Genomic DNA, 19,537 nt, shown 5'->3' with positions numbered 1-19,537 from the left:
TATTAATGCCCACGCTTAGCAGTAAACAACGAACAGACTCTACCCGCTAAATATTGATTAGCAAGCATCATCCCTATAAGCATAAAAACAATAAACACCAATATAACAGGATTCATTGAACTCAGGCTAGATACTGCAGGCCCAGGACAAAACCCAGCGAGCCCCCAGCCAATGCCAAATAAGCTAGCACCAAGAATTAAAGGCGCATCTACTTTTTTCTTATGGCTTAATTGTAAAGGTTCACCACTGACAGCTGTTTGACGTTTTTTAATGACACCATGATAAATAGGCGTGAACACTAATAGCGCGCCACCCATCACAAATGCCAGGCTAGGATCCCATGCGCCCGTTACATTTAAAAAAGCGGTCACTTTATTAGGGTCAACCATTTCAGAAATCACCATGCCAGCGCCAAATAACAAACCAGCTACTGCTGCAACTGCAATACGAAATAAAGATGAATAATGCATTTATATGGCTCCGAATAATTGACGAAAATAAACAACCACTATTGCACTAAGCATAAACACGACAGTAGCAACAATAGAGCGTATCGAAAAACGTCCCATACCAACAATTCCATGACCACTAGTACAACCATTACCTAGACGAGTGCCAACACCTACGAGTAGACCCGCTAACGCTATCAGCAGGTAACTATCAGTGCTTACAAGCGGTAAATTGATATCGAAGGGAGCGATAAAAACAGCACTCAAAATCATCGTAATAATAAAAGCAGCACGCCAAGCTGTATCCCCTTTTTTAGGTTGTATCAAACCATTTACAATGCCACTAATACCAGCGACTTTACCACTAAATAACATCAGAATGGCGGCAGATAAACCTAACAACATTCCACCCAATAATGCATGCCAAGGTATTGAAAACGTCATATAACTCTCTCAATTAAGTTGATTAAAACCCGCTTTACTTAAACACAAAAAATCCCATGCAAGCTAATGATTAACGCTTTAATACGAGGATCTGATAAGGAATAAAATACCTGCTGCGACTCTTTACGCACTTCAACTAAACCATTTTTGCGTAATACCGATAATTGTTGTGAAAATGCCGACTGACTTAATTCAGAACCAGCTTGTAATTGAGAGACCCCAACCTCCCCTTCTATTAATTGGCACAACACCATGAGGCGCTCTTGGTGAGCCATTGTTTTTAACAACTCAGCGACTTCACCTGCACGTAACTTCATTTCATCGAGTTCCATGAATTTCACCTTCTATAATTTATTTATTATGCAAAGAATACTGACAGCATTGACATTAGTCAATTCTTATTTAGATCTAACTAAATTAGTTAAAGTTAAATTAGACAAAGCTAATTTAATGAATTATAGTTTTTGCAAATTCAAGCACGGCGAGTGCTTAATAATTAAAGATTAACAATCAAAAAAATCCCACTATCAAATTAATAATGAGCAATACGGAGTAAATTGGATATGACAAAAATTGTAATTATCGGTGGCGTTGCCGGAGGCGCATCAGCAGCAGCACGCGCAAGACGTTTAAGTGAAGATGCAGAAATTATTATGCTTGAGCGAGGTCCATTTATTTCCTTTGCGAATTGTGGATTACCGTACCATGTAGGTGGAGATATCGAAGATCGTAATCAATTATTACTACAAACTCCTGAAAGTTTTTTGGCACGCTTTAACGTTGATGTACGACCATTGTCAGAAGTTATTCGCATTAATCGCAACGAAAAAACAATCACTATTAAAAATGTCAATGATGGTAGTAAATATACTGAAAGCTATGACTTTTTAGTATTAAGTCCAGGGGCCGCTCCGATCGTACCTAATATACCGGGGATTGATAATCCATTAACGCACTCTCTGCGTAATATTCCGGATATGGATAACATCATCAATACCATTAAATACAATAAACCTAAGCACGCGACAGTGGTAGGTGGTGGTTTTATTGGATTAGAGATGATGGAAGCTTTTCATCAATTAGGGATTAAAACCACTCTATTGGAATTAGCAGACCAAGTGATGACACCAGTAGATAAAGAGATGGCAGGATTTGCTCATCAAGTGATCCGAGACCATGGTATCGACTTACGTCTAGGGGTTGCATTACAGGGTATTGAATATATTAAAAATGATCATATCGCCAATCAAGACATTGGTGAAAGTATCGACAACCAACATTTACAAGGCGAGTTAAACCTCAGTTTAAGTAATGGCGAACAACTCATCACGGACATATTGATTATGGCCATTGGTGTACGGCCTGAAACCAGTTTAGCTAAAGAGGCTGGATTGGATATCGGTTTATTAGGTGGTATTAAAACCAATTTGCAATTACAAACCAGTGATCCTGTTATTTATGCCGTTGGCGATGCCATTGAAGAACAAGACTTTGTAACCGGTAAACCTACAATCATCCCTTTAGCGGGCCCTGCAAACCGTCAAGGACGCATGGCTGCTGATAATATGTTTGGCCGCAATCAAGATTATCAAGGCACTCAGGGTACAGCCATTTGCAAAATATTTGACTTAGCAATCGCTTCAACTGGTCAAAATGAAAAACAACTTAAACAAAAAGGCATCAACTACGAGAAAGTCTTTGTGCACACAGCAAGCCATGCTAGCTACTATCCAGGTGCGGAAATAGTCTCATTTAAAATGTTATTTGATCCACAAACAGGAAAAATTCTAGGTGCCCAAGCCGCAGGTAAAGATGGCATCGACAAACGAATCGACATTATGGCCGTCGCGCAACGAGCAGGCATGACAGTAGAGCAACTACAACACCTAGAACTCACTTACGCACCACCATTTGGTAGTGCTAAAGATGTTATCAACCAAGCAGCCTTTGTAGCGTATAACCTTATGCTTGGAGATACTAAAGCAATACATTTTGACGAAGTTGATCACTTAACTGACCAACAAGTGTTATTGGATGTGCGTACTGCAGGTGAACTAGAAGTTTTAGGACAAATTGGGGAGGCTATCAATATTCCAGTCGACGAACTACGTCAACGACTACATGAATTACCAAAAGACAAAGAGATCATCATCTATTGTCAGGTTGGCTTACGTGGCAATGTTGCTTATCGTCAGTTAGTGAATAACGGCTTCAAAGCACGCAACTTAATCGGCGGTTACCGCACTTATAAATTTGCCAAAGCTTAGTAAATTTAACTTATTTCGTATTACCACAATATGATGTGGTAATACGATTTATAACTTTTCTACTGTAGCAGAGCCACTTTTAAAATAACCAAAATGGAAAGAAGGTAATATGCGTCATATTTAAGCTCTAACAATGACGACTAGAAAATAGGATTAAGAAGATAACTCTGCAACTTTATTCTGAGCATTCCAGACCAAATCACCAATGCCATCAGTTGGGTTAAAACCAGCCGGAACAGCCAATAAAATATCTCTAATTTTCTGATGATCAAAGTCATGACAAGCACTATCGAGCTCTTCTAAAATAACTTTATACTCACTATAGGGCAAAAAGCTCTCATGAGCACACATAATACGTTCATGCTCAGTTTTACCAACATCATCACCAATTAATAACTCTTCAAACAACTTCTCTCCTGGTCGTAATCCAGTATAACGGATTTCGATATCACCATAAGGGTTTGATTCAGACTTTACTTCTAACCCAGATAATTTGATAAGGTTAGATGCTAAATCAACTATTTTAACTGGCTCCCCCATATCTAAAACAAATACATCACCACCTTTACCTAGCGCCCCTGCTTGAATAACTAACTGAGCAGCCTCTGGAATAGTCATAAAATAACGAATGATATCTGGATGAGTTACAGTGACATAATTCCCCTCAGCAATTTGTCGTTTAAATAATGGAATAACGGAGCCAGATGAACCTAATACATTACCAAACCGGACCATACAAAAACGAGTGTTATTATTTTCAGCGGCTAAAGATTGTAATACCAACTCAGCCATACGCTTAGTTGTCCCCATCACGTTAGTAGGGCGAACCGCTTTATCAGTTGAAATCAAAACAAATGATTCAACCTCTGCTTCAATAGCGGCTAACGCGGTATAATAAGTACCAAAAACATTATTACGAACTCCCTCTACTACATTAAACTCAACCAATGGCACATGCTTATAAGCGGCAGCATGATACAAAGTTTGCACTTGAAAGCTTTTTAGCACCGTTTTCAAACGGTTTAAACGTTGCACCGACCCCAGTAAGGGAATAATTTTTATATTTAAACCTTTCTCTATAACTAGCTCAGATAATTCTTTATCTATTTTGTATAATGCAAATTCGGATAATTCAAATAATATAAGAGAGCTTGGTTTTTGTTGAACGATTTGTCGGCATAGTTCAGAACCAATAGAGCCACCCGCACCAGTCACCATAACAATTTTGTTTTGAATATTTGCTTCGAGCAGTTGAGGTATAGCTGGTACCGGCTCTCTGCCTAGTAAGTCTTCGATCGGGACATCACGTAACTGATCAATAGTTGCGGCTCCAGAGACTAAATCAGAAAATTTTGGAATTGACTTTATCTCGACAGGGAGATCTACAAGCGAGTCAATAATATTTTTACGTTGAGTCCTTGTTGCACTTGGTATCGCTAATAGAATTATAGAGGCCCGTTTTTTAGTAATTAAAGAATGTAAATTGTTACGGTTGGAAACGGTTAAACCATTAACGACAGTCTTAAATAAACGCTTTTCATCATCAATAAAAGCTACAGGGTGATATTCATGACCTTGACGTAACAAATTAACTAGCTGGCGCCCGGAGTCCCCAGCACCATAAACAATGATACGAACTTTTTCTTTGCTCATCGCCTGTGAAACAATAATACGTACACATAACCGAGCACCACCACAAAGTAAAATCAGATAAGTAGCATAAATAATTGGGACTGAACGAGGTATAAAAATATCGAAAAAGTATCCCAATACAATAAGCAATATTGCGGAAGCAAAACAACTAATCACGATGGTTAATAAAGCATGTACACTCAAATAACGCAAAATAGCACGATATAATCCAACTCTTGCAAAAATAAAAAGTGTCCATAAAGCAAGAGAAGCTACAAGTAACCAATGATCAACAAAATCAACGTTACCTAGGCGGGTCAAGAAAGCGCCAAAAAAAGCAACGGTGACAAAAAGTGTATCAATAAAAAGGCTAAAAACACGCTTGTAAAACCGAGAGGTTGATAAGATAGAGTTAATGATGATTTGATACCTCTAAAAAGAAAAGGGAAAAACCTTATGATTGGGCATAAAAGTAGAAAACATAGTTAAATTAATATTAGCGCGATGGGATTGCTATTGAACTCGATCACCAGAGCCACTTCCTGTTACCGTCATTATGATATATTTAAAGTAAGCTTGGATGGTTAATTCCTGAATCATTTTTTGATCTGTTTTCGCAAGTAATTTAGGCGTAGACATATCAATAGCATTAACCTGAGCAAGACCTGTGATACCAGGTAGCACATCATAAACGTGTAGGCGCTCACGCTCTGCGATCAGTTCTTTCTGATTAAATAAATTAGGACGCGGGCCAACAAAACTCATTTCACCTTTTAATACATTAATCAATTGCGGCAACTCATCAATTTTAGTTTTGCGTAAAAGAGATCCTAACTTAGTAATTGATGAATTGCTTGCAAGATGACTCGCAACAGATTCTGTTCCAACAGACATGGTACGAAATTTAATAAGTTTAAACGCTCGCTTATTTTTGCCAACTCTTTCTTGAATGAAAATCGGTGAGCCAGTATCAAAGTAACCAATAATGGCAATAATAATTAAAATTGGAGATGTAATACATAAACCAAAAAAAGCCATTACAAAATCAAAAATACAAATAATAAAATTGTTCATTAAAATAATTACTTACTGTTATTTTCAAGAAAAGTATCTGCTGTTTTTTTCATGCACTCAGCAGCGCTGTAAGGAGGTTGCCAGTTTAACAGTTCTTTCGTTTTAGATATATCAACTTGTAACGATCCACACAAACGTAGTGATATAGCAGGCTTGCCTATAAGCTTTGCTACCAATGCAAAAAATAAACTTGGTACTGGTAATAATCGATTAGAGACTTCCAGTGCTGCAGCCATATTACTTAACAGTTCTGAAGTTGAAATATCCTCATCATCTGAGACTAAAAATATTTGATTTGCCGCATTGGGGTGTTTTATACAAGTTATTATCAAATCAACTAAGTTGTCCACAGAGACAAGACTACGTTTATTACTCTTAATACCGCCCAATGGTAAAGGCAGACCTTTGTTCATCCATTTCATCATAGAAGCAAAATTTGCTTTAACCCCTGGCCCGTAAACCAATGGCGGACGAATAATCACCACTTCCATTCCCGTTTGTTCCGCTATCTTACGTAAGCCAACTTCTGCTTCATATTTACTTAACCCATAAGGATCGGTAGGGATAAAATCATCATCCGGTTTGAATGGAAAACCTAGTGCGGTAGATTCACCATTGACCTTAATACTACTAATAAATATAAAACGTTTTACGCCTGCATTTGCAGCTTGTTGGGCAAGATTTAGCGTGCCATTAGTATTAACAGCACGAAATGCATCTAAAGGATTACTATCAGTATCATTCATTACATGCACTCGTGCAGCACAATGGATAACAACGTCAACACCATTAAGTTCATTTTCGATATTAAAATCAACGGAAAAATCGATATTGAGTAAATTACTGTCAGCATTGAACCGTGCCGTTTGCAATAGAAAAAATGACTTGGTTTCTTGGAGACATTTATATAACGCGGATCCAACGAAACCATTTGCCCCTGTAATAATAATTTTTTTCACTATAAGCCTGCATATTCAAACATGATCACACTATGATTACATATAGAGATATTGTTACACATTATCAACTACATCTAATTTTTATATATGTTACTTTAAATAGGAGTCACTGTTCAGGTTAAATTTAGATTGAAAGAAATTTAGCTGTTTGCATAATCTATTTAGCTTTTGATTTGTTTACTAATAATTCATTATAAATTTCCAAAGTCCGTTGAATTACTATTTTTTGGCAAAATTTTTCTTCAACTAATTGACGACCCTGTAGACCAAATCCAATTCTAGTTTGTTTATCCAACAATAGCATCTCTAGCGCTGCAGCCAGCGCCTTTACGTCGCGAGGAGGAACAAGAATCCCAGACTTGTTATTTAAAACAATCTCTCGGCAACCATTAACATCGGTTGTCACAATAGCTCGGCCAATAGCAGCAGCCTCAATTAATACTCTCGGCACTCCTTCCCCATAGGTTGTCGGCAAACAAACAATATTAGCGAGACCAATAAGCTTTGGCATATCCTTTACTTCCCCAAGCCAATTAATATCCCCCTGACTATTCCATTTCTCAATCTGTAACTCGGAAATAGCCGCGCTACTCTGGTTATCTAATATTCCAGCGACCTGAAGCTCGAACTTCACACCTTTGTTACGCAAAATTGCGGCTGCAGCAACTAAATCCGCCAATCCTTTATCCCATAACATTCTGGCAGCGAAAAGGATTATTGGATAAACGTTTTCTTCCTCTTCCTGATAAGAATATTCTGTTAAATCAACTCCCGCTCCAGCAATAACCGTGAGTCTAGATTTTTCGGCAATACGCATACAAGAAAAAAGCTCTCTATCATCTTCATTCTCAAATAAAATATGCGAATTTGAATTTACAGCCACCTTTCTATAAAGGCGGCTAATAATTTTTTTGGCTGCTTTAGCTTTCATTTTTTTACTTGAAAACGTCAAACCTAACCCAGTGACACTCATCACTTGGCAGATTTTTCGTTTACAACAAATTAGTCCGGAGTATACATTCGGTTTAACTGTAATAGAGTGCACTATATCAGGCTGTATTTTATCTATTAGTTTAGCAATATGCTGCTTAGTCTTAAAATTATTTACCGGATTAATACTTTTTCGATCAAGAAAAATCGGCTTCAAAGAAAAACCTAACGTTCTTAGCTCTGTACGGATAGCAGGATTACTAAAGTGAGCCGCGACAATAACATCAAATCCAGATTCTTTTGCTGCAATAGCACGAGGAAGCCAATGCAATTTAAAATACCAATCGACATTGATTATAAAAAGTAATTTTTTATTCTTCATACTTTCCCATTTTACCTATTAAGCCGTGACAAACTCCTTTAAATATCATTTTAACTTGGGCAACAGGTTCACGACTAAACAGACTAAAAATAAATGCCTGCATGGATGACTTGAATAAAACATGTATTTTCCACGTTGTAGGCACATAGTTACGACGCAAAAGAAAGTAAAAATTACGGTAAAAATAATAATGTCGCAAGGGTGAATGATAGGTTAATTCACGGCCAAAGACCTTAAGTGGAATATCCCCGAGTTCATGATTTAATTTAGCTTGAAATGAACCTATGCATGAGAACCCTTTTGACGTTGCCCGAAACCCCCACTCCAGATCGACGCAGTCAATAAACAAATCTTCCTCTTTATAGCCAATTGACTTAAGCGCTTCAGCTGAAATTAGGCAGCCAGAAGCGATAAGGAAGCAAGTTTCACAATAGGTTTTAGATGAATTATAAATAAGCTCAATTTTATGCCCATTTAGACAAACGAACGGTGTTAATAAATCATTTCGATGAAGATCAACTTGTTGTGGACCAACGGCTCCGACCCTTATTCCTTCAATCTCGGCACTTGATCTTGTTGCGAGTAACTTCTCAACCATATCTGGTAAAGGAGTACTATCTTGATCAAGTAGTAGAAAATCAGTGAACCCTTCATTTAAAGCTTCTTTAATACCAAAATTTTGCGCATATGCTATCCCCATATTCTCTTGTAAATGAAAGCAATTTACATTTAGCTCCGTATAGTCATTTAAAAAAGACAATTGATTAGGAGTATTATCAACGACAAAAATTTTATGTACTTGCCCTTTAATTGCTTCACATAAATTAAGTAAATCACTTTCATCTGGGTAATAGGATACAACTATTGCAACAATCTTAGGCATTATAAATGAAACTCCGAATGTAACAGCTCAACACCTCTCAGAATTAAGGTATTATTATTAAAGTAATGCTGTAAAGCTCATGTTTAAGCCACCCAAAGGGTATAAAAATTCATTCCAGAAATTTTATAGGCATTTTTCAACTTAGAAAGATGCTTAAGTGGTAACGACCTGAGTAATTACAAAAAACAACGACATTATACTTATTTTACAATAAAAACATCGACTCCTTAATTACTTTTGCCTACGATTTTAAACCTGGAAGGCCAAGCTAAACTAAAGTTTTCATGATAGATAGTTAAATTCGGATTATAAGCAAAATCAGATATTTTATCTGTTTTCCAATGGGCTAACATGTACTGAATTTCTTTATTGAATCGTGCTATTTTTTCCGGATTATCTTCTGTGCCACGGCTAATGGATTCATGGTGATATAGCTCTGCATAAGGCGTCCAAAGATTACGATATCCTGCAGCTTGCACTTTCAAACAAAAATCAACATCATTAAAAGCTATTGTTAAAGCTAATTCATTTAATCCGTTAACTTCGTTAAAAATATCTTTTCTTACTAATAAACAAGCAGCAGTCACCGCTGAATAGTTTTGAACAGATTGTAAGCGTCGAAAGTACCCAGGGTGGTTACGCTTAAAGCCTTTATGTGAATGACAAGCAACCCCTCCAAGTCCAATAATAACACCGGCATGTTGAATGGTCTCATTTGGATAATAAAGCATTGCTCCAACACAGCCAATATCTTCTCGTTGTGCGTGAGACACCATTTCTGATAGCCACTCTGAATTGATGACTTCTATATCATTATTGATTAACCCTAGAATTTCACCTTTAGCATGCTTAACAGCAAAATTATTTATCGCAGAATAGTTAAATGGATAAGGGTAACGTAATAAGGTAACCTTTTCATGTTGATTTATTTTTTCAAAATATTCTAAAGAGGTAGGGTCATTCGAATTATTATCAACTAATAGAATTTCAAAGTTACGGTAAGTAGTTTTACTTAAAATAGATTCGATTGCTTGCTTGGTGATCTCATAGCCATTATAAGTAGGGATTATCAACGACACTAAAGGTTCATTACCCTCTGCATTAACAAAGGGCCAATTAACTTTGTATATATTATCTGCCATTCCACGTTCGACGGTAACATTTTTATCTAAGGCAGCAAAATGATCCTTCAACGCCTTGATTCCGGCTTCTGTTGTATAAGATTTTTCGTCAGAATCTAATGCAGTTGATCCCTCCACCATACGCCAGTGATAAAGCACTTTAGGAATATGAATAATATTGGTATGATCTATTTCCCGTGAATAGCGTAACAGCAAATCATAATCTTGACTGCCTTCATACCCGACTCTAAATCCGCCTATTTTTTTTACTATATTTGTTTTATAAACGCCTAAATGAGAAACGTAGTTTTGACTATAGAGTAAATCTAAATTCCAATCAGATTTAAAATGAGCGGAAAGTCGATTACCTTGATCATCGATTTTATCTTCATCACTGTAGATCAATTCAACATTTGGGCTGTCATTAATAGCTTTAACCACATAAGCCAAAGCATGTAGAGGTAACTCATCATCGTGATCAAGTAAAGCAAGCCATTCCCCAGACACAAGATCTAATGCACTATTGGTCGAAGCTGATATATGGCCATTCTTTTTGCGACAGACCACTTTTATACGTTTATCTTTCGTTTGATATTCTTCTAACACTTTGATCACTTGAAGATCTGATGACGCATCATCCGCAATACACAACTCCCAATTCGAATAAGACTGATCTAATACTGATTCGATACATAAACGTAAGAATTTTTCATCTGTGTTATAGGTCGGCATCACGATTGATATCAATGGTTGACGCATACTCGGTAGTAACTCAAGCAACTTCGCTGCATCTGACTCTTCTTGGTTGTCGTGATGAGCTAACCAACTTTGATAATCAGAAGGGCTTTCCGAAGAGACTTCCACTCTACTGTTGAGTGTTTTTACCTTATTAAAAACGGCTTTTGGACCTTCTTGAATTAATAGGGATATCGCGCGACGTAATCTCGCTATAATCCCTCCTGCAGCGGGGTTAAACGCATGGGCTAATAATGGAGTATAGTGATGGATACTCAATTTAATTGCAGGCCAATCCCCACGAAATAATCGTGACACTGTTCTCAACGGCATTGTTATTTTCCAGCTAGTAGATTGATATAAAAGATTAAGCTGAGTATGTGCTGCATGTAAATCATTAGCTATATTAGCAAGCTGTTCTTCCATATTTTTAATATTAACAAGTAAATTTTGATTATGACTTTCTAGATCATTAACCTTTACAAGGAAACTATGATTATCACTTTCTAGCCCACTACAAGATATGCCCAGTAAGTTTTTTTCATGCTGTAGCGTCAAATATTTTTCATGTAGATTAAAATGCTTTTTATATAAAGTCACCAATAGCTTTGATAAATAATCATTTTGACAGTCCTCAAACTCCTTAATAAACTCAGGAAAATTATTTTTAAAGCTTAACTCATTAACTCCCTTTATATCTAAACTCGCCGCCAATAAAGCCTTGTATGCAGTTACCAATAAGTCACTGGAATCTTTACTTACAAGAAGATCAGAGATATCGCTACTGTTATGACATAAAGAAGAGTCTAGGTAACTTTCACTAAATTTAGATAAAAGATTATCATTAACGTTAAGTTTCAATCTTTCCGCAATATACCTAATGCTTTGCTCTGGCATTTCCAAAAGTGAAGAAAAATCCACTATCGCATAATCAAATTCAACTAAAAATTCTAGATTAGGAAGTATATGTAGCAACCATAAATAATAAGAATGTAAAAAATCAAATTCATTACGTTTTTTTAGAGACAATGCTACGTCTAAAGGATTTCTTATAGCTAAAATAAATTTTGGTTTTATGTCTGCACGTTTAAATACGCCCAACCAGAAGGGCAATAGTCGGGAAGATCTGGGATCTTTGAATCCCCATAAGGTATGTTTTGATATCTTTTTTTTAAGTAAAGAAGCTGCTTCATCCGCTAAGGCTTGACAAAAAGGCTCATCAAGCTTATCAATAGGAAATGGAATAGGGGAATACCATTCTAATCCGGCGTAATGGAGCAATTTTTCATTAATGGATAAAACATCCAAGTCCTCCCAATGCCCTTTATTATTTGACTCGTTTTCTAACAATAAATTTTCACTTAATGAGACACTCAGAGTTTCCAATCCTTTGGTGATTGCACTTGTACCACTTCGGTGCATCCCAAGAATCATTATTAATGTTTTTTCTGCCATTCAGATTGCCTATTCTATTAATTAATATTTATGTAATTCAATTACATAACCAAAAAACTCAAAATATCTTTCTTATTTTGCCCGAGTGATAGATATTACTGAGAAAAAAGATCGTCAATGTTTATCGTGTTGAAGCAACGAAAATTGTGGTGAAAAATCTACAACTCCCGTACTTAGCTTATTTTCTTCCATTACAGAGAACATTAAAACATCAACGCCTCGGTGCAAGAACTCCAAGTTACCCTGTACCATCCCAACACAGCCACAATTCATGAAATACGTACCATTTCTAACATTGCAATTGAATTTTATAGTAACTGCAAAACTAGCCCCTTTTTCTGCAAACTCAACCACAACATCACTATCCATATGTGACGTTGCACCTCCAATTTCATAACCTGAAAGCGTCTTAATCAGCATGCCAAATCCCAATCTAAATGCAGTTTCACTAATCTCGACATCGAAACAGAATGAGTATTGCCGACCAGATTGGAGCAAATTAACTCTGTTACCTTCAGTATTTAATAATCTCGGATTGGTTATTTTTGCTCCTCTTTGCTCATACCAGATGGTCGTAGTCGGCTCTAAATCAGGTGTGTAAAGTGAGGTATCAACAAACACAACTTTTTTTTCGTCAATTTCATTATCTTGTTCAATGGCACCTCCCTTGATTTTTTCTCTGAATACAAGCTTTTTACTCGGTTCCATATGTATAAGTTTATGGTAACAATTGATAATATCTTTTGGCTCACCTTCGGCAAGCAGCTCACCATGGTCAAGTAAAATAGCCCGATCGCAAAGTTCTACAACACTCCCAGCACTGTGCGAAACTAACAATATAGTTACACCATTTTCTTGGAGTTGTTTAATTCTCGAAAAGCACTTTCTTTGGAAGGCATCATCACCAACAGCAAGGGCTTCATCAACAATTAATATATCAGGTTCGATATTGATGACCACCGCAAATGCCAGGCGCAGCATCATACCTGAAGAGTAAGTTTTGGCCGGACGATCAATGAATTCACCAATATCCGCAAAATCGACAATTTGCTGAAAGCGATCTGCTATTTCTTCTTTACTAAGACCAAGAATCGAAGCGTTGAAGCAAACATTTTCCCGACCTGTAAACTCAGGGTTAAATCCAGAGCCTAACTCTAACAAGGCCCCAACGCGTCCATTAACTTCAACGCAGCCCGAAGTCGATTGCAATACACCCGTGATAATCTGTAATAACGTTGATTTTCCCGAACCATTATGCCCAACAATCCCTAGCGTTTCGCCTTTTTTGGCCGTAAAAGAGATCCCTTTTAAGGCCGCGAATTCTTTTTTTGCCCTGTTGGGAAATAAATATGTTTTTAAAAGATCAAATGGCGAATCATATAATAAGTAGTTTTTTTTAAGATCATTAACCGTAATAGCAGTCATTATATCTCTCTTACAGTACGTCAGGAAAAAGCGGTCTTAGCTTTTTAAACATATAATAGCTAAAACATGCAAATACAAAGCTTAGGAAAGTGAATACAAAAAGATCACTTACAGCAGACAAGCCATCAAACAAAACAAAATCCCGGAATGCTTCAACCGGAATAGTTAATGGGTTAATTTTTATAAAAGGTCGAATGATTTCTGGTACATTTTGTAATGAAAAGAAAATGGTACTGGTAAAAAGCAGAATCGTCACAAAAGACTGAATAAATTGCTCCAAATCTTTAATAAACAAACCTAATGCAGCAAAGAAGTAAGCACAACCAATTAACATGATAGAAAAAGGGAAAATAGCTAGTGGAAACAATAATATTTGTGGTCCTATCTCCGCACCTTCAAATAACATAAAAGCAAACAGAACAATAAGAGCCGCTAAAAATTGAATGCAAGATGCAATCAAAACCACCCAAGGAAGCACCTCAAGTGGAAAAACCACTTTTTTTACAAAGTTAGCGTTAGATGAAATTAAAGAGACAGCTCTCGTCAGTACCTCCGCAAACCACATATGTAAAACTAGACCTGAAAAAAGTATAACTGCATAACCAATAGGATTAGCAACTTCAACACCCCATTTAGCTTTAAACACGTGTTGAAAAACAAAAGTATAAATACCAAGCATCAGTAATGGGTTAACAAAACTCCATAGCATTCCCATCACTGAACCCTTATATCTAAGTGCTAAATCACGTTTAGCCATTGTCCAGATCAATCCTTTATGCTTGACAAGAGGAGAGAAAAAATTAATTTTAGATAACATGATTTGACCCTAGGACTACAAATACCATAGTCCTTATTTTAGAACTCTAATTCATCACTCACTTTAATACCGTAGTGACTTCTTTATTCTTATTTTTAAAAGTATGGTACATCTTTAAATGACAAACCTTCTGCATCTTTTACTGAAAGATCAGGACTTCCATTAATAGACAGAGGCCACTCGACACCAATTTCAGGATCGTCCCACTTAATTGAAACTTCACCTTTCGGATTGTAATAATCAGTGCATTTATAAACAAACTCAGCCTCATCACTGGTTACATAAAAGCCATGTGCAAAACCTTCTGGAACCCATAACTGACGTTTGTTTTCTGCAGAGAGATAAATTCCAACCCACTGCCCGAAGGTTGCTGAACTTTCTCTTAAATCAACAGCGACATCAAAAACTTCGCCTGATACGACTCGCACTAATTTACCTTGTGTATTATCCGTTTGGTAATGCAGACCACGCAAAATTCCTTTCTTAGATTTTGAGTGATTATCTTGTACAAATGAAGTTGGTTTACCTGTTACCTTTTCTTCAAATACTTTGTGGTTCCATGTTTCCATAAAAAAACCGCGCTCATCACCATAAACTGCAGGTTCAATAATCTTTACATCCGGAATATTTGTTTCAATAATGTTCATAATCGACTCAATCTATTATTAGTTTGTATATGCTTTAATATTATTTAGGGCTTTCTTCCAATCACTTGCCTGAAGTCCAAATTTATCGTTAATTAACGTTGTATCTAATTTTGAATTAGCAGGTCGTTTTGCTGGTGTGGGGTAATCTACGGTTGTAATTGAATTAACAACAGGGGATTGAGCAATCACCTTTTGTTGTACCGCTTCGTCAAATATGCATTGAGCAAACTGACTCCAACTGACGTGCGGCAAACCCGAGAAATGATAAATGCCATATTTACTATTGTTACCCACACAAATTGATTTAGCCATAGTTATTAATGCCGATGCGATATCACCCGCATAAGTCGGTCCGCCAAACTGATCTCCCACCACACCCAAGGTGTCGCGTGTTTTAGCTAAACGTAGCATGGTTTTTACAAAATTATTACCATACACGCCAAAAACCCATGCTGTTCGCAAAATAATATGCCGCGAGCATGCAGCAATAACAGCTTGTTCACCTGCTAATTTACTTGCACCGTATACACCTTGTGGCGCCGTTGGGTTTTCCTCGCAATAAGAACCCTCTTTATCACCAGAAAACACATAATCTGTTGATATATGCATAATTAGCACATTATTTCGCTCTGCTGCTTCCGCTAGAAATTTTGGCCCGTCGCGATTAATTGCATAAGATAAATCAATTTCATCTTCCGCTTTATCTACTGCGGTGTATGCAGCAGCATTCATGATTACATCAGGCTTAAATGCATCAACAAGCTTATCAACAGCACTTTTATTGGTAATATCTAGTTGCGAGCGATCAACCGCGAGTAAATCTGCTGATAAATTAAATTGCTCCACTAAACAACGACCAACCTGCCCATTACATCCTGTGATAAGAACTTTCATAAACACCTATTTTTAGTTATTTTTAACAAGAGCAGCCAAGTATTTGCCATATTCATTTTTTAGCATTGGTGTCGCTATTGTAACCAGTTGTTCATTGGTTAACCACCCATTACGCCACGCAATCTCCTCCAAACACGCCACTTTCAAACCTTGGACATGTTCAATAGTTTGCACAAATGACGACGCTTCATGGAGGCTTTCATGGGTACCCGTATCTAACCACGCAAATCCTCGGCCCAATAATTCAACATTTAAAGAACCCGCTTTTAAGTACATCTCATTCAGCGTTGTAATTTCTAACTCGCCACGATGAGATGGTTTCACTTGTTTGGCTAATTCAACCACTTGATTATCGTAAAAATATAATCCAGTAACAGCATAATTTGATTTTGGTTTATCTGGTTTCTCTTCTATCGATATCGCTTTCATATTTTCATCAAACTCAACGACACCAAAACGTTCAGGGTCTTTAACTTGATAACCAAAAACGGTAGCTCCCGCTGATCTACTCGCCGCATTTTTTAATGTTTTACTAAAAGACTGCCCATAATAAATATTATCACCTAACACTAAGCAAACATTATCATCGCCAATGAACTCTTCTCCAATTAAAAAAGCCTGAGCTAATCCATCTGGAGAAGGTTGTACTGCATAAGTTAAATTAATGCCGTAATCTGAACCATTACCTAATAAACGCTTAAAACTTTCATTATCTTCAGGTGTTGTAATAATCAAAACTTCACGAATCCCTGCTAGCATAAGTGTAGATAAGGGATAATAGATCATCGGCTTATCATAAACCGGTAATAATTGTTTTGAAACACCACGCGTCAATGGGTATAGTCGAGTACCAGACCCACCCGCTAAAATAATTCCTTTCATAGCATATCGCCTTTTAATTATACGTTGATTTCACCAAGACGCTCTCGCTGATAAGAGCCATCTTGTACATTCAAGCACCATTGCTGGTTATCTAAATACCATTGAATGGTTTTACGTAGGCCTGTCTCAAATGTTTCTACTGGTGTCCAATCAAGTTCTGCGCTCATTTTTGATGAGTCAATTGCATAACGTCTATCATGACCAGGGCGATCTGCGACATAAGTAATTTGCTCTGCATATTTTGTGTCTTTGGGCACTAATGTATCTAAAATATGACAGATTGTTTGCACCACTTCGACATTTTGCTTCTCATTATGGCCACCGATATTGTAAGTCTCACCCACTAGCCCTTCTGTAACGACTTTATAAAGCGCTCGAGCATGATCTTCCACATATAGCCAATCACGAATTTGATCGCCTTTACCGTAGATTGGTAAATCTTTTCCATCTAAAGCGTTTAGTATTACTAATGGAATTAACTTTTCAGGGAAATGATAAGGCCCGTAATTATTCGAGCAATTAGTGACAATAGTAGGGAAACCATAAGTACGTAACCAAGCTCGTACTAAATGATCACTAGAAGCTTTTGATGCAGAATAAGGGCTACTTGGTGCATAAGAGGTTTCTTCAGTGAATAAAGGTAATTCACCTTCTTGTTCATCTGGGTGGGGCAAGTCACCATAAACTTCATCGGTTGAAATATGATGAAACCTGAATGCTTTTTTTGCGTCATCTTTTAAGGAACTCCAATACTGACGAGCGGCTTCTAACAGATTATAAGTACCGACTATATTAGTTTGGATGAACTCTGCTGGACCTGTAATTGAACGGTCCACGTGACTTTCAGCAGCCAAGTGCATCACGACATCGGGTTGGTGAGTAGTAAATACTCTATCAAGCTCAGCCCTATCGCAAATATCAACTTGCTCAAAGCAATAACGCTCGCTTTGATAAATTTCAAGCAAAGACTCTAAATTCCCCGCATATGTTAACTTATCAACATTAATAACACTATCCGTGGTGTTGTTGATGACGTTACGAATAACTGCTGACCCAATAAAACCAGCACCACCTGTTATTAAAATTTTCATTGTATAAACCTTAAATATTAATAGTAACTCTAAGCATTATATATTGACTAAAACGAATTATTAACTAATGAGATTAAACACTCACCGCAAATGCTTAAAGCATTTATATTCTGTCTTACAGAGTTTTATAAAAAGCGCAGAAATTATTAATAAACTATTAATTCGTCGACAAAAATAACCATGATAAAAATCAAACCATTCTTTGATGCGCGAGATTACCTTTTTTGAGGCAGTAATACAATAAGTGGACAATAGCACTTATATAAAATGTGCATTTTTATGGTTTCATTTGTATAATTTAGCGTCTTTCTGTTTCATCGTCTTTACTTGTCACAGTCTATCCATTCACTTTATATAAAAGCTAACAATCCTATGATGAAACGTACCTTTACTGCACCATGGCATGACTACGAATTAATTGATGCAGGTAATAATCAAAAACTCGAACGTTGGGGAAATGTTGTCACTATTCGCCCTGAAATGAACGCTTATTTTGAACCTGTTTTATCTAAAAAGGAGTGGCTAGCGAAAGCACATTTCGAATTTATTGAAAGCAGCAGCAGCGCAGGAGAGTGGAAAGCATTACAGGGTGATTTAGCACATGATTGGCAAATAACCTTTAATAATATCACTATAAACTTACACCTAACTAAATTTAAGCATGTAGGATTATTTCCAGAGCAACGTGCTAACTGGGATTTTATTGCTAACAACTTAAAGGCCGGTGATCGCTTTTTGAATTTGTTTGCTTATACCGGCGTTGCCTCATTAGTCGCAAGAGAGCAAGACGCTGAAGTATTACACTGTGATTCAGTAAAGCAGATCATCAAGTGGGGGAAAGAGAACATGGAGTCCTCAGGCTTAACTGACATTCATTGGGTGTTAGAGGATGCACTTAAATTTGCACAACGTGAAATTAAACGAGGTAAACAATACCAAGGTTTAATCATGGATCCACCAGCTTTTGGGATTGGTGCAAAAAAAGAGCGTTGGAAAATAGAAAATAAGTTTCCAGAATTAATACAAGCTGCATTAGCATTACGCGCTAAAGGTGGGTTTGTCATTGCCAATACCTATTCACCACGCTTAGATGCACAACGCATTCGAGAAATAACCGATGAGTTATGTAATGGTGAAAAAGTAGAAGTGACCACATTAAGTGTAAAAAGCCAAACGGGCAAAATACTAGACTATGGCTTAAGAACTGTCATTACCGGTAATTAATAAACCCAGACCTTAAAGATTAAAGATTAAAGATTAAAGATTAAAGATTAAAGATTAAACATGCCATCTTAAATTACTAGCCATCTATAGCGCTTATCAGCCATAAGCGCTTTTTAACTGATTTTATGCCTGTTGCAGCATCAGATTATCGAATACCTCCATCCATTAATTATTCTTCATTTTTGATTAACTGATAACACACTACTCATTAGCCTAATTCACTTCA

Annotated in this window: 17 protein-coding genes; 2 read left to right on the top strand and 15 right to left on the bottom strand. The window is 36.9% G+C overall.

The window, feature by feature from the left end:
• Positions 1 to 2: 2 nt before the first annotated feature.
• Genes MT391_RS15765 through MT391_RS15755 form a run of 3 tightly spaced genes read right to left on the bottom strand, consistent with a single transcriptional unit; the run spans position 3 to position 1,225 of the window.
• Complete coding sequence (locus MT391_RS15765) at positions 3 to 470, bottom strand: DUF6691 family protein (RefSeq protein ID WP_499498929.1); 468 nt, start codon at positions 468 to 470, stop codon at positions 3 to 5.
• Entirely contained in the window at positions 471 to 893 is a 423-nt protein-coding gene (locus MT391_RS15760; RefSeq protein WP_499498927.1) for a YeeE/YedE family protein, read from the bottom strand.
• A gap of 38 nt (positions 894 to 931) precedes the next feature.
• The gene (locus tag MT391_RS15755) at positions 932 to 1,225 is read right to left on the bottom strand and encodes an ArsR/SmtB family transcription factor (protein ID WP_166372392.1); all 294 of its coding nucleotides are present in this window, start codon (positions 1,223 to 1,225) and stop codon (positions 932 to 934) included.
• Between the two features lie 231 nt (positions 1,226 to 1,456).
• Here MT391_RS15755 and MT391_RS15750 point away from each other — a divergent pair, with 231 nt between their 5' ends.
• Positions 1,457 to 3,160 (top strand): FAD-dependent oxidoreductase, encoded by a 1,704-nt coding sequence (locus MT391_RS15750; RefSeq protein WP_499498925.1) that lies wholly within the window; start codon positions 1,457 to 1,459, stop codon positions 3,158 to 3,160.
• Positions 3,161 to 3,313: 153 nt separating this feature from the next.
• On the opposite strand, the gene MT391_RS15745 is transcribed toward MT391_RS15750, so the two are convergent.
• The 12 genes from MT391_RS15745 to rfbB form a co-directional block, all read right to left on the bottom strand.
• Entirely contained in the window at positions 3,314 to 5,215 is a 1,902-nt protein-coding gene (locus MT391_RS15745) for a polysaccharide biosynthesis protein (protein WP_499498932.1), read from the bottom strand.
• Positions 5,216 to 5,305: 90 nt separating this feature from the next.
• The gene (locus tag MT391_RS15740) at positions 5,306 to 5,866 is read right to left on the bottom strand and encodes a sugar transferase (RefSeq protein ID WP_499498924.1); all 561 of its coding nucleotides are present in this window, start codon (positions 5,864 to 5,866) and stop codon (positions 5,306 to 5,308) included.
• 8 nt (positions 5,867 to 5,874) lie between these two features.
• Positions 5,875 to 6,825: a UDP-glucose 4-epimerase family protein gene (locus MT391_RS15735; protein ID WP_499498922.1), complete on the bottom strand. Its 951-nt coding sequence runs from the start codon at positions 6,823 to 6,825 to the stop codon at positions 5,875 to 5,877.
• Positions 6,826 to 6,982: 157 nt separating this feature from the next.
• Positions 6,983 to 8,137: a glycosyltransferase family 4 protein gene (locus tag MT391_RS15730; protein WP_499498920.1), complete on the bottom strand. Its 1,155-nt coding sequence runs from the start codon at positions 8,135 to 8,137 to the stop codon at positions 6,983 to 6,985.
• Positions 8,127 to 9,020 carry a glycosyltransferase family 2 protein gene (locus MT391_RS15725; RefSeq protein WP_499498918.1) on the bottom strand — a complete coding sequence of 298 codons (894 nt, stop codon included), beginning with the start codon at positions 9,018 to 9,020 and terminating at the stop codon, positions 8,127 to 8,129. Before MT391_RS15725 ends, MT391_RS15730 begins: the two co-directional genes overlap by 11 nt.
• Before the next feature lie 227 nt (positions 9,021 to 9,247).
• Positions 9,248 to 12,331, bottom strand: a complete 3,084-nt coding sequence (locus MT391_RS15720; RefSeq protein WP_499498916.1) for a glycosyltransferase — start codon at positions 12,329 to 12,331, stop codon at positions 9,248 to 9,250.
• Positions 12,332 to 12,445: 114 nt separating this feature from the next.
• On the bottom strand, positions 12,446 to 13,756 hold the full coding sequence (locus MT391_RS15715; protein WP_499498914.1) for an ABC transporter ATP-binding protein: 1,311 nt from the start codon (positions 13,754 to 13,756) through the stop codon (positions 12,446 to 12,448).
• 10 nt (positions 13,757 to 13,766) lie between these two features.
• On the bottom strand, positions 13,767 to 14,513 hold the full coding sequence (locus tag MT391_RS15710; RefSeq protein WP_499498913.1) for an ABC transporter permease: 747 nt from the start codon (positions 14,511 to 14,513) through the stop codon (positions 13,767 to 13,769).
• Positions 14,514 to 14,668: 155 nt separating this feature from the next.
• On the bottom strand, positions 14,669 to 15,220 hold the full coding sequence (gene rfbC, locus MT391_RS15705) for a dTDP-4-dehydrorhamnose 3,5-epimerase (protein WP_499498912.1): 552 nt from the start codon (positions 15,218 to 15,220) through the stop codon (positions 14,669 to 14,671).
• A gap of 18 nt (positions 15,221 to 15,238) precedes the next feature.
• Positions 15,239 to 16,114, bottom strand: a complete 876-nt coding sequence (rfbD, locus tag MT391_RS15700) for a dTDP-4-dehydrorhamnose reductase (RefSeq protein WP_499498910.1) — start codon at positions 16,112 to 16,114, stop codon at positions 15,239 to 15,241.
• A gap of 12 nt (positions 16,115 to 16,126) precedes the next feature.
• Positions 16,127 to 16,996 (bottom strand): glucose-1-phosphate thymidylyltransferase RfbA, encoded by an 870-nt coding sequence (gene rfbA, locus MT391_RS15695; protein ID WP_499498908.1) that lies wholly within the window; start codon positions 16,994 to 16,996, stop codon positions 16,127 to 16,129.
• A gap of 17 nt (positions 16,997 to 17,013) precedes the next feature.
• On the bottom strand, positions 17,014 to 18,087 hold the full coding sequence (gene rfbB / locus MT391_RS15690; RefSeq protein ID WP_499498906.1) for a dTDP-glucose 4,6-dehydratase: 1,074 nt from the start codon (positions 18,085 to 18,087) through the stop codon (positions 17,014 to 17,016).
• Between the two features lie 372 nt (positions 18,088 to 18,459).
• Here rfbB and MT391_RS15685 point away from each other — a divergent pair, with 372 nt between their 5' ends.
• Positions 18,460 to 19,311, top strand: a complete 852-nt coding sequence (locus MT391_RS15685) for a class I SAM-dependent methyltransferase (RefSeq protein ID WP_499498904.1) — start codon at positions 18,460 to 18,462, stop codon at positions 19,309 to 19,311.
• Positions 19,312 to 19,537 lie beyond the last annotated feature (226 nt).

It is taken from the genome of Vibrio sp. 1-Bac 57, assembly GCF_037546855.1.
Lineage (GTDB): Bacteria > Pseudomonadota > Gammaproteobacteria > Enterobacterales > Psychromonadaceae > Psychromonas.
Note: the sequence above shows the minus strand (reverse complement) of the source record. Positions and strands in the feature narration are given on the sequence as shown.

Excerpts from the sequence above, each read along its gene's own strand:
- MT391_RS15765 (WP_499498929.1), bottom strand. The coding sequence starts at position 470 with ATGCATTATTCATCTTTATTTCGTATTGCAGTTGCAGCAGTAGCTGGT.
- MT391_RS15760 (WP_499498927.1), bottom strand. The coding sequence starts at position 893 with ATGACGTTTTCAATACCTTGGCATGCATTATTGGGTGGAATGTTGTTA.
- MT391_RS15755 (WP_166372392.1), bottom strand. The coding sequence starts at position 1,225 with ATGGAACTCGATGAAATGAAGTTACGTGCAGGTGAAGTCGCTGAGTTG.
- MT391_RS15750 (WP_499498925.1), top strand. The coding sequence starts at position 1,457 with ATGACAAAAATTGTAATTATCGGTGGCGTTGCCGGAGGCGCATCAGCA.
- MT391_RS15740 (WP_499498924.1), bottom strand. The coding sequence starts at position 5,866 with ATGAACAATTTTATTATTTGTATTTTTGATTTTGTAATGGCTTTTTTT.
- MT391_RS15730 (WP_499498920.1), bottom strand. The coding sequence starts at position 8,137 with ATGAAGAATAAAAAATTACTTTTTATAATCAATGTCGATTGGTATTTT.
- MT391_RS15725 (WP_499498918.1), bottom strand. The coding sequence starts at position 9,020 with ATGCCTAAGATTGTTGCAATAGTTGTATCCTATTACCCAGATGAAAGT.
- MT391_RS15720 (WP_499498916.1), bottom strand. The coding sequence starts at position 12,331 with ATGGCAGAAAAAACATTAATAATGATTCTTGGGATGCACCGAAGTGGT.
- MT391_RS15715 (WP_499498914.1), bottom strand. The coding sequence starts at position 13,756 with ATGACTGCTATTACGGTTAATGATCTTAAAAAAAACTACTTATTATAT.
- MT391_RS15710 (WP_499498913.1), bottom strand. The coding sequence starts at position 14,513 with ATGGCTAAACGTGATTTAGCACTTAGATATAAGGGTTCAGTGATGGGA.
- rfbC (WP_499498912.1), bottom strand. The coding sequence starts at position 15,220 with ATGAACATTATTGAAACAAATATTCCGGATGTAAAGATTATTGAACCT.
- rfbD (WP_499498910.1), bottom strand. The coding sequence starts at position 16,114 with ATGAAAGTTCTTATCACAGGATGTAATGGGCAGGTTGGTCGTTGTTTA.
- rfbA (WP_499498908.1), bottom strand. The coding sequence starts at position 16,996 with ATGAAAGGAATTATTTTAGCGGGTGGGTCTGGTACTCGACTATACCCA.
- rfbB (WP_499498906.1), bottom strand. The coding sequence starts at position 18,087 with ATGAAAATTTTAATAACAGGTGGTGCTGGTTTTATTGGGTCAGCAGTT.
- MT391_RS15685 (WP_499498904.1), top strand. The coding sequence starts at position 18,460 with ATGATGAAACGTACCTTTACTGCACCATGGCATGACTACGAATTAATT.